This window comes from Streptomyces rhizosphaerihabitans, assembly GCF_025399795.1.
GTDB lineage: Bacteria > Actinomycetota > Actinomycetes > Streptomycetales > Streptomycetaceae > Streptomyces > Streptomyces rhizosphaerihabitans.
Window position 1 is genome coordinate 136,762 of the sequence record NZ_JAODTZ010000024.1, and the last position, 9,930, is coordinate 146,691.

General features: G+C 70.2%; 9 protein-coding genes. All 9 read right to left on the minus strand.

Annotation, left to right across the window (positions count from 1 at the left end; all coding sequences use genetic code 11):
• Positions 1–14: 14 nt before the first annotated feature.
• The 9 genes from ispG to hpnC all read right to left on the minus strand — a co-directional run bounded on the left by ispG (position 15) and on the right by hpnC (position 9,521).
• Entirely contained in the window at positions 15–1,172 is a 1,158-nt protein-coding gene (ispG, locus tag N4G66_RS23945) for a flavodoxin-dependent (E)-4-hydroxy-3-methylbut-2-enyl-diphosphate synthase (RefSeq protein WP_261706225.1), read from the minus strand.
• 4 nt (positions 1,173–1,176) lie between these two features.
• The gene (gene hpnH, locus N4G66_RS23950; RefSeq protein WP_261706226.1) at positions 1,177–2,199 is read right to left on the minus strand and encodes an adenosyl-hopene transferase HpnH; all 1,023 of its coding nucleotides are present in this window, start codon (positions 2,197–2,199) and stop codon (positions 1,177–1,179) included.
• A gap of 5 nt (positions 2,200–2,204) precedes the next feature.
• Complete coding sequence (locus N4G66_RS23955; RefSeq protein ID WP_261706227.1) at positions 2,205–2,846, minus strand: phosphorylase family protein; 642 nt, start codon at positions 2,844–2,846, stop codon at positions 2,205–2,207.
• Positions 2,846–4,849 (minus strand): squalene--hopene cyclase, encoded by a 2,004-nt coding sequence (gene shc, locus N4G66_RS23960; RefSeq protein ID WP_261706228.1) that lies wholly within the window; start codon positions 4,847–4,849, stop codon positions 2,846–2,848. Before shc ends, N4G66_RS23955 begins: the two co-directional genes overlap by 1 nt.
• Before the next feature lie 152 nt (positions 4,850–5,001).
• Positions 5,002–6,132, minus strand: coding sequence for a polyprenyl synthetase family protein (locus tag N4G66_RS23965; protein ID WP_261706229.1), 1,131 nt, complete (start codon positions 6,130–6,132; stop codon positions 5,002–5,004).
• On the minus strand, positions 6,129–7,535 hold the full coding sequence (gene hpnE / locus N4G66_RS23970; protein ID WP_261706230.1) for a hydroxysqualene dehydroxylase HpnE: 1,407 nt from the start codon (positions 7,533–7,535) through the stop codon (positions 6,129–6,131). Before hpnE ends, N4G66_RS23965 begins: the two co-directional genes overlap by 4 nt.
• Entirely contained in the window at positions 7,532–7,672 is a 141-nt protein-coding gene (locus N4G66_RS45970) for a DUF6380 family protein (protein WP_391858869.1), read from the minus strand. Before N4G66_RS45970 ends, hpnE begins: the two co-directional genes overlap by 4 nt.
• A complete protein-coding gene (gene hpnD, locus N4G66_RS23975) occupies positions 7,672–8,622 on the minus strand; it encodes a presqualene diphosphate synthase HpnD (RefSeq protein WP_261706231.1) in 951 nt (316 codons plus the stop codon). The genes N4G66_RS45970 and hpnD overlap by 1 nt, the downstream gene beginning before the upstream one ends.
• The gene (gene hpnC / locus N4G66_RS23980; RefSeq protein WP_261706232.1) at positions 8,619–9,521 is read right to left on the minus strand and encodes a squalene synthase HpnC; all 903 of its coding nucleotides are present in this window, start codon (positions 9,519–9,521) and stop codon (positions 8,619–8,621) included. The genes hpnD and hpnC overlap by 4 nt, the downstream gene beginning before the upstream one ends.
• Positions 9,522–9,930 lie beyond the last annotated feature (409 nt).

Sequence of the window (9,930 nt, forward strand, 5' to 3'; positions counted from 1 at the left end):
TCGGTCCGTGCTGATCAGCTCACGGTGACGGCCGGTTCTCCGGACGCGACGCCGTCGTTCTCCATCTGCTCCGCGATCTTCATCGCCTCGTCGATGAGGGTCTCGACGATCTTCGACTCCGGGACGGTCTTGATGACCTCGCCCCTGACGAAGATCTGCCCCTTGCCGTTGCCGGAGGCGACCCCCAGGTCCGCCTCCCGTGCCTCGCCGGGACCGTTGACGACGCAGCCCATGACGGCGACGCGCAACGGGACCTCCATCCCCTCCAGACCGGCCGTGACCTCGTCGGCCAGCTTGTACACGTCGACCTGGGCGCGCCCGCAGGACGGGCAGGAGACGATCTCCAGGCGCCGCTGCCGCAGCCCCAGCGACTCCAGGATCTGGATGCCGACCTTGCACTCCTCGGCGGGCGGCGCGCTCAGCGAGACCCTGATGGTGTCGCCGATGCCCTCACTGAGCAGCGCGCCGAACGCGACGGCCGACTTGATCGTCCCCTGGAACGCCGGGCCGGCCTCGGTCACGCCGAGGTGCAGCGGATAGTCGCACCGGGCGGCCAGCTGCCGGTAGGCGTTGACCATGACCACCGGGTCGTTGTGCTTCACCGAGATCTTGATGTCCCGGAACCCGTGCTCCTCGAAGAGCGACGCCTCCCACAGCGCCGACTCCACGAGCGCCTCGGGCGTCGCCTTGCCGTACTTCTCCAGCAGCCGCCGGTCGAGCGAGCCGGCGTTCACCCCGATACGGATCGGGATCCCGGCGTCCTTCGCGGCCCGCGCGATCTCCTTCACCTTGTCGTCGAACTGCTTGATGTTGCCGGGGTTCACCCGCACCGCCGCGCAGCCCGCCTCGATCGCCGCGAACACGTACTTCGGCTGGAAGTGGATGTCCGCGATCACCGGGATCTGCGACTTGCGGGCGATGGTCGCGAGCGCGTCCGCGTCGTCCTGCGTGGGACAGGCGACACGGACGATCTGGCAGCCGGACGCCGTCAGCTCGGCGATCTGCTGAAGGGTCGCGCCGACGTCCGACGTACGGGTGGTGGTCATCGACTGCACCGACACGGGCGCCCCGCCGCCGACCGCCACCGGTCCGACCTGGATGCGCCGCGAGACACGGCGCTCCGCGATCGGCCGGACCGGTACCTCGGGCAGGCCCAGGGAGACGGCGGTCACGACGTCACCCGCGGCTTTCCGTGAAGGTCTCACGGGCCGCCCGGATCGACTCCTTGAGGGAGCCCATGGTGGCCAGGACCGCCGTCGGCTCGTAGCCGCAGTGCGCCATGCAGTTCGCGCACCGGTCGTCCTTGCCGCGGCCGTAGGAGTCCCAGTCGGTCTCCTCCAGGAGCTGCTTGTACGTCTGCACGTACCCGTCGCTCATCAGATAGCAGGGCTTCTGCCAGCCGAAGAGCGAGTAGCTCGGGATCGCCCACGCGGTGCACGGGAAGTCGACCTTGCCCTCCAGGAAGTCCAGGAAGAGCGGGCTCTGGTTGAGCCGCCAGCGGCGCCGGTTGCCGCCCGCGAAGGCCTTCTTGAACAGCTCCCGGGTCTGCTGGACGCCGAGGAAGTGCTCCTGGTCGGGGGCCTTCTCGTAGGCATAGGCGGGCGAGAGCATCATCTCGTCGACCTTCAGGTCGTCGTTGAGGTAGTTGAGCACCTCGATGATGGTCTGCGGGGTGTCGGTGTTGAAGAAGGTCGAGTTGGTGGTGACCCGGAAGCCGCGGCGCTTGGCCTCCTTGATGGCCGCGACCGCCTCGTCGAAGACGCCTTCCTTCGCGACGGACTCGTCGTGCCGCTCGCGCAGCCCGTCGATGTGCACGGCCCAGGCGAAGTACGGCGAGGGCTTGAACTTGTCCATCTTCTTGCGCAGCAGCATCGCGTTGGTGCAGAGGAAGACGAACTTCTTCTTGGCCACCAACTGCCGCACGATCTCGTCGATCTGAGGATGCATCAGGGGTTCGCCACCGGCGATGGACACCATCGGCGCACCGGATTCGAGGACCGCGCCGACGGCCTGGGCGACCGGCATGCGCTGCTTGAGCACACCGGCGGGGTGCTGGATCTTGCCGCAGCCCTCGCACGCGAGATTGCACGCGAAGAGCGGTTCCAACTCGACGAGCAGGGCGAACTTGTCCCGCTTCCTGAGCTTCTGTTCAAACAGGTATGCAGCGACCTTCATGGACTGCCGAAGCGGCATGGCCATACGGCTCACCTCCGAGGGAGCGACAAAGAACGGTGCCATTCGAAAAAAGCGGGAAGCACTGCACGAAGAACACGGAAAGCTGATATTCCACCGCGGACCGTGCCGATTCGGACGAGTTCATGTTCTGGAGCATCCACGACCACCCGTACGGCCGCAACGGGACGCGTGCCCGAGCGGACCGCGCCGAGCAGAGTGGCGGCGGACTCCATGTCGACGGCGATTGCACCGGTCGCGAGCAGATCGGAGCGCTCGTGACCGCGGACCACGTGATCGGAGCCGGTGAGCGGCCCCGTGTGGACGGTGCGGCCGGGCACGGCGCGCACGAGTTCCTTGACCAGGAGATCGGTGCCCACGCACGGCGTGGTGCCGCTCGGGTCCCGGGTCTCCTCGGCGACGACCAGGTCACCGGGATGCATGCCCGGGGCGAGCCCCGCGCAGAAGCCGGTGGCCAGCACGGCCGCGGCGGACAGCGCCGGGTCGGCGAGCACCCGGGTGACCGACCGGTCGGCGGCCTTGGGTCCCATGCCGGTGCGCAGCACGGTGACCGGCCCGCCGGCGCCGCTCCGGTCACCGCTGCGCAGGGCGAGGTGCTCGATGCCGAGCGCGCAGGCGATCAGCAGCGGGTCCGGTGCGGGCCGCCTGTCCATCAGCCCCCCTTCGCCGCGGAGAAGATCTCTCCGTGGACGTAGCGGCCGAGCGCGGTGAGCGGAAAGACCTGCCGGTAGAGGTGGTAGTTGATCGAGAAGTCCCACGGGAATCCGGTCCCCGTGAAGTACGGCTCGTCCCAGGAGCCGTCGGGGAGCTGGGTCTGAGCGAGCCAGACCACCCCGCGCTCCACGGCCTTGGACTCGCACTCCCCCGCGGCCAGCAGGGCGAGCAGTGCCCAGCCGGTCTGGGAGGCGGTCGAGGCGCCGCGCCCGCTCCATCCGGGGCTGTCGTCATAGGAGCGCATGTCCTCGCCCCAGCCGCCGTCGTCGTTCTGCACGGTCTCCAGCCAGGCCACGGCCCGGCGGATCGCGGGGTGCGAGCCGGGCAGCCCCGCCGCGACGAGCGCGGGGACCACCGACCCTGTTCCGTAGACGTAGTTGACGCCCCAGCGCCCGAACCAGGACCCGTTCGGCTCCTGGTGGGCGAGCAGCCACTCGATGCCCCGGCGGGTGCGCGGGTCGTGCGCGAGCCCCTCGAACGCCAGCATCTCCACCACGTGCGCGGTGACATCGGCGGAGGGCGGGTCGATCACCTCTCCGAAGTCGCAGAACGGCAGCCGGTTGGGGAAGGCGCTGGTGTTGTCGACGTCGAACGCGCCCCAGCCGCCGTCCTTGGACTGCATGCCGAGATTCCAGCGGACCCCGCGTCCGATGGCGTTCTCGACGCGGTCCGGGTCGTGGTGCCGGACGCGGCGCAGTGCGAGGACGACCTCCGCGGTGTCGTCGATGTCGGGGTAGTTGTCGTTGTGGAACTCGAACGCCCAGCCGCCCGGGGGCAGTTGGGGGCGCTTGACCGACCAGTCGCCGGGCCGGACGATCTCCTCCCCGAGCATCCAGTCCACGGCCTTGACGAGTTGCGGATGGTCGGCGGGCACTCCCGCGTCGGCCAGCGCGATGGTCGCCAGGCAGGTGTCCCACACCGGCGACTGACAGGCCTCGATCATCCGGGCACCGTCGTCGCGCCATACGGCGAAACGGTTTAGCGAGGTCAGCCCCTCGCGCATCACCGGATGTTCGAGGTCGTAGCCGAGCAGGTGCAGGGCGATGACCGAGTAGACGGCGGGCGGCTGGATGCCTCCCCAGCAACCGTCGTTCTCCTGACGCTCGATGATCCAGCGGGCCGCCGTGTTCATCGCCGCTCTGCGCAGGGCGCGCGGCGCGACCTTGCGGTACTGGTGCAGGGCCTTGTCCAGGCGCTGGAAGGCGCCGTCCCAACTGGCCACGGGAGCAAGGGGCCTGGCCGGGTTGGGGTTACGGGCGTCGGCGTGCAGTTCGTCGAGCGGGAAGGGCGCGGGTCGTACCGGACGCTTCGCGGAGACGATGGTGAGCGGCACGATCGTCTGCCGCGCCCAGCACCCGAAGTCGTAGATGTTCAGCGGCATCCACTTGGGGAAGTAGATGAGCTCCGGCGGCAGTTCGGGCAGGTCGTCCCACTTCCACCAGCCGAAGAGGGCGAGCCAGATCCGGGTGAAGACACGGGCCGCGGCGAGGCCGCCGCGCTCGCGGATCCACGCGGACGCCTTCGCCATGTGCGCCTCGTCCGGGGCGTCCCCGGCCAGCCGCAGGGCGACGTACGCCTCGATGGTGGTGGAGATCTCGCCCGGACCGCCGTAGAACGAGGCCCAGGTGCCGTCCTCGCGCTGCTCGCCGCGGATGAACAGCGCGGCGCCGCGGGTGGTCGGCTCGTCCCGGATCCCCAGGAACTGACGGAGAAGCAGGTCCTCGGCGTCCATGGTGACGTTCGTCTCGAGGTCGCCCTTCCACCAGCCCTGGGCGTCCTGCCGCGCGAGCAGGAAGTCCGTGGCACGCTCCATGGCACGCGTGGCGGCGTCTCGGGTCTCGACCGTCCCGGCCGCCTCGGGAGTGGTCTGGTGCTGGGTTTCGCTGGCCGAGGCAGCGCGGGGCGGCAGGGCCCCGGTGCTTCCGTCGGTCGTCGCTGTCATGGCTTCCCCTTCGTGCAGTGGTACGTCTCTGCTGTGGGTCCGCCGTCGGCCGGTGCGTTCGTTCGGATGGATATCCCCCCGCTCGAACGAGGTTCGAAGCTTGGGAAAGGCACCGGCCGGCGACTACGCGAGGTTTATTCGACCGATAACGATCATCTCTTCCGTACGACTACGAAGTCGGCCAGCGCCACGAGCTGGGCGCGTACATGCTCAGGCATCGGGACGGCGTCCAGTGCCTCGATGGCGATCGCGTGCTGGCGGCGCGCCTCCTGGGCGGTCCACTCGCGGCCGCCCGCCTCCTCGATGAGCGCGGCGCGCGCGGCGAACTCCTCCTCGGAGAAGTTCTCGAAGTCGCTTGCCTTGGCGTCCTCGGCGAGCAGGTCACCGAGCCGCTCGGAGGCGGGACCGCCCGCGGCGAGCGCGGCCACGACCGGCAGGGACTTCTTGCGCTGGCGCAGATCGCTCCAGGTCTGCTTTCCGGTGGCCTCCGGGTCGCCCCAGATGCCGAGGAGGTCGTCGACGGCCTGGAAGGCCAGGCCGAGGTGGTAGCCGTAGCGCTCCAGGGTGTCGGCGGTGAGGTCGTCGGCGCCGCCGAGCACCGCGCCGATGGAGCAGGCGCAGGCGAGCAGGGCGCCCGTCTTGTTGCCCTCCATCTCCAGGCACTCCTCGACGCTGACCCGGTCGCGGTGCTCGTAGGAGATGTCCTGGGCCTGGCCGTCGATGAGGGCCCGGGTGGCGGTCGTCAGGCGCCGGGTGGCACGGCCGGCCTCGACGGTGCCGAGCTCCAGGAGGACCTCGTTGGCCAGCGCGAACAGGGCGTCGCCGACCAGGATGGCCTGGGCGGGGCCGTGCACCTTCCAGACGGTGTCGCGGTGGCGGCGCTGTTCGTCGCCGTCCATCAGGTCGTCGTGCAGCAGCGAGAAGTTGTGCACCAGTTCGACCGCAACCGCGCCGGGGACGCCCACCTCGGGCTCGGCGCCGGCGGCCTGCGCGGAGAGCACGGCGAGCGCGGGGCGTACCGCCTTGCCGCCGTCGCCGTCCGCGGGGTTGCCCTCGGCGTCGATCCAGCCGAAGTGGTAGGCGGCGACGGTGTCCATGGGCGCCGCCAGACGGTCGACGGCCGCCTTGAGCACCGGTGTGGCCAGGGTCCGGCCGCGCTCCAGGAGCGCGGTCACGTCCACCGCGTCGGCAGCCGTTTCGGCCGGGGGCACAGTGGGCACGATCTCTCCTCTTGTTGCGGTACCGGGGGTGCGGGGGCCTGCCAGGCTCCGGTCGAGCGTCATGCCGCCTCCTCGAAGAGTCCGAGCAGGTGATCGCGGGGCCGGCCCAGGGCGTCCAGTGCGGCTCCCGCCGCACCGACTCCACTGCGAACCGCACTCTCCATGGTCGCGGGCCACCCTGTGGCGGTCCACGCTCCGGCCAGGTACAGGCCGGGGGCCTTGGTGCGGGCACCGGGCCGCAGCCGCCCGACGCCCGGGGCGGGGGCGAACGTCGCGGTGCGCTCCCGGGTCACAAAGAAGTCCTTCACTCCGGCGCCGCGCGCACCGGGCAGCAGCCGCTCCAGCTCCGGCAGATACCGCTCCCGGAGCACGGCGACGGGCTCGTCGATCTCGTCCTGTGCCGCCGACTGCGACAGCGCCAGGTACTGCCCCTCCCGGAGCCCGGACGCCTCGGTGCGGTCGAAGACCCACTGCACCGGGGAGCCGAGCGCGGCGAAGAACGGCGCGGTGAGGACCTTGCGGTCGTAGACGACGTGGATGTTGAGGATCGGCGCGGTGCCGATCTCCAGAAGCCGCTCGGGGGCGTCGAGCGCCCCCTGGGGCAGAAGTTCGTGGGCCTCGCGCTGGGGTACGGCGAGCACGACCGTGTCGGCCTCGATGCGCTCGCCGGGAACCTGAACGCTCCAACGCCCGTTTTCGTAGGGGGAGACGGAGGTGACGCGTGTACGGATCTCGGTACGCACGCCCGCGGAGTCGAGCGCCTTGCGGGCGAGGGTGTCGTGCAGTTCGCCCAGCGGGACGCGCGCCCAGCCGATGTCGGCCGCGCCCGGGTCGGACAGCAGACCCGTCTTGAACACCATCGCGGCGAGCCCGAGCGAGGAGTCCTGGGCCACCGCGTTGAGGGTGGCGACCCCCACGAGGTCCCACAGTGCTTCGACGGCACGTTCCGACTGACCGTGCCCGGCGAGCCAGTCGCCGAAGTTCTGCGCGTCGAGTGCCGGATCGGTGAGATCCAGACCCTTGAGCGCGAGCGCGGCACGGCCGACCTTGGCACGCTCGGCGAGCGACAGATGCTGATACGTCGCCAGGCTGCGCGCCAGATGCAGCGGTACCGGCAGAGCGCTGCGGCCGATCCTGCCGAGCCGTCTTCCCGAAGGTGCGTCCAGGTCGAGAACGGGCACGTCGAGACGATCCTGCAGGGGTGCGAGCGAGGCTCCGTCGACGCGGTCGAGGAACCAGCGGTAGGCGGTGCAGCAGCGCAGAAAGACATGCTGCCCGTTGTCCACGGTGAGCTCGCCGCGCTGGAAGGAGAACGCGAGTCCGCCGAGGCGCGGCCGGCCTTCGAGCAGGGTCACCCGCAGCCCGGCGTCGGCCAGCGCGAGCGCGGCGGTGATCCCGGCGAGCCCTCCGCCGATCACCACGGCAGCGGTCCGGCCGGAGTCGTCCGTGGACTCGACCTCACTCATCGCGCACCCTCCCCCGCGGCCGCGCCGTGATGGTTGAACGGTGCACGGCAGGCCGTTGCAGTCAGGGACGCCACCTGGCTCCGGAGGGTTGCGTGCCGCTTTTCGTCGACGGAATCACCTTGGCCCATTTCCTCCATCAGGCACGCCTCCAGACGGTACGGCGGGAGATGTGCCGGGCGTCGAGACCGGAGAGGCCGCGCACGGCCACGTACGCCTTCTCGCGCCCCGGCAACGACACCCTGCCGCGCAGCACGGCCTCCGGCTCGCGCTCGATGCGGTCGAGCAGACGCCGGTAGATGCCCGCCATCGCCGCGACACAGGCGCCGCTGCGCCGGTCCAGCATGGGCAGCAGCCGGTAGCCCTCGGCGAAGAGGGCACGCGCCCGCCGCACCTCGAAGTGCACGAGCCCCGCGAAGTCGGAGCCCGGCGGCGGAGTCGACCCGTCGAACCCGGCCGAGCAGCCGAACTTGGCCAGGTCGTCGGCGGGCAGATAGGTGCGCCCGCCCTCGGCGTCCTCCCGGACGTCCCGCAGGATGTTGGTGAGCTGGAGCGCGAGCCCGAGCGTGTCCGCGTACTCCGGCGCGCGCTCCGCGCCACGCGCCCCCGGTTCGGTGCCGAAGACCCCGAGCGAGAGCCGCCCGATCGCCCCGGCCACGCACCTGCAGTAGACCTTCAGGTCGTCCCAGGTCTCGTACGTCTCACCGCGCACGTCCATCAGTACGCCGTCGATGAGTTCGTCCAGGCCCCCGAGGGGTACCGGGAAGTACTCGGCGGTGTGGCTGAGGGCGACCGCGACCGGATCGGTGTCGTCCTCGGCGACCGCGCCCGCGCGGACCCGGGCGAGCAGCGCCCGCGTCTCCTCCAGGCGCACCGCCTTGACATCCGGTGCCAGCACGCCGTCGCCGATGTCGTCCACGCGCCGGGAGAACGCGTAGAGCGCCGACATCGCACGGCGCTTGGGCGTCGGCAGAAGCCTGATGCCGTACGCGAAATTGCGCGCCTGCTGGCCGGTCACCGCCTCGCAATAGCTGTACGCGGCGAGCACCGGTGCGGACACGTGCTGTTCCGACTCCACGGTCCGGATCACCCCTCTCCTCGCAGAGTCACTCCCACCTCGCGCAGCAACTGGAGCTTGCCGGGCTTGGGCGGGCCGGGAAGTACGTCGTATTCGGCGGCGACAATCGCACGGATTGCCGCCCTTCCCCCCGCAACGAACCCCGCGAGCAGCAGTTTCAGCCTGCCGTGGACGCTACCCACGAGGGGGGTGCCTTCATTCAGGAGGTTCAAGGCGCGTTCTGCTTCGTATGCAACCAGTGCTCGCACCGATGCGCCTGCTGTGGGGACGGCAAGATCCGCTTCGAGGACATGAAAGCGCTTCATGTCCTCGGCGGGCAGGTAGACACGGTCGCGGCCGAGGTCCTCGGCGACGTCCTGGAGGTGTTCGACGATCTGCAGCGCCGTACACACCGCGTCGGAGTGGCGGACCCGCTCGGGCGTGGACGTTCCGGTGACGGAGAGGACCAGTCGGCCGACGGGGTTCGCGGACAGTTCGCAGTAGGCGAGCAGATCGTCGTAGGTCTCGTACCGCTTGACGAGCTGGTCCTGGCGGTTGGCCGCGATCAGGCCGAGGAAGGGCTCGGGGGTGAGGCCCGCGCGGCGGACCGTGGGCTGGAGCCGGCGCAGCAGGGGATGGCGCGGGGCCGAGTCGAACGCGCGGTGAAGATCGGCTTCGAAGGCGTCGAGGAGGACCATACGGTCGTCGGCCTGCGCATCCGGCACGCCGAGCAGGCGGGCGTCGGCGCCACCGGGGGCGAGATCGCCGTCACCGATATCGTCGACGAGGCGGGCGAAGCCGTACACGGCCATCAGGTCGTCGCGCCAGGCCCTGGGCAGGAAGAACGGGGCCACGGGGAAGTTCTCGTCCGCGGCTTTGTCGAGGGTGCCGCGCTCCGGATCGCCGGTGCGGGCCGTCCCGGCTTCGGTCACCTCTCGCCGCCCGGCGCGAGGACGGCACACGCATCGCGGAGCTGGAGAGTCACCGTAGCCATTGCCGTCACATCTCCCGTTCTACACTGCCGACCCAACACTGCCCATTTCGGACACGCCGCCCGAAGATCCGCTCAGCGCGACGGTGCCGGGTGTCGCGTATTATCGCCCTACTTGACGCGTTTCAGCACCGGTACAGCTTACGTTGTACAACGCGGCACACTCCGTCGGGGTGTCCTGCACATCACAACAACACACCGATTGGCGTCAAGATTCCTCATGCCGACGGGAGTTGGCGTCTCCTTTGCAGACGCAGGGCCCCGCCGGAGAGTTCCGGCGGGGCCTCGGTCCTGTCGTCGGCTGAACGGGCTACTTGCCCGTGAACTTCTCGTACTCCTTGAGGACCTCT

Bases quoted from the DNA above. Each gene is read 5' to 3' on its own strand.
- hpnH (WP_261706226.1), bottom strand. From the start codon at position 2,199: ATGGCCATGCCGCTTCGGCAGTCCATGAAGGTCGCTGCATACCTGTTT.
- N4G66_RS23955 (WP_261706227.1), bottom strand. From the start codon at position 2,846: ATGGACAGGCGGCCCGCACCGGACCCGCTGCTGATCGCCTGCGCGCTC.
- shc (WP_261706228.1), bottom strand. From the start codon at position 4,849: ATGACAGCGACGACCGACGGAAGCACCGGGGCCCTGCCGCCCCGCGCT.
- N4G66_RS23965 (WP_261706229.1), bottom strand. From the start codon at position 6,132: ATGACGCTCGACCGGAGCCTGGCAGGCCCCCGCACCCCCGGTACCGCA.
- hpnE (WP_261706230.1), bottom strand. From the start codon at position 7,535: ATGAGTGAGGTCGAGTCCACGGACGACTCCGGCCGGACCGCTGCCGTG.
- N4G66_RS45970 (WP_391858869.1), bottom strand. From the start codon at position 7,672: ATGGAGGAAATGGGCCAAGGTGATTCCGTCGACGAAAAGCGGCACGCA.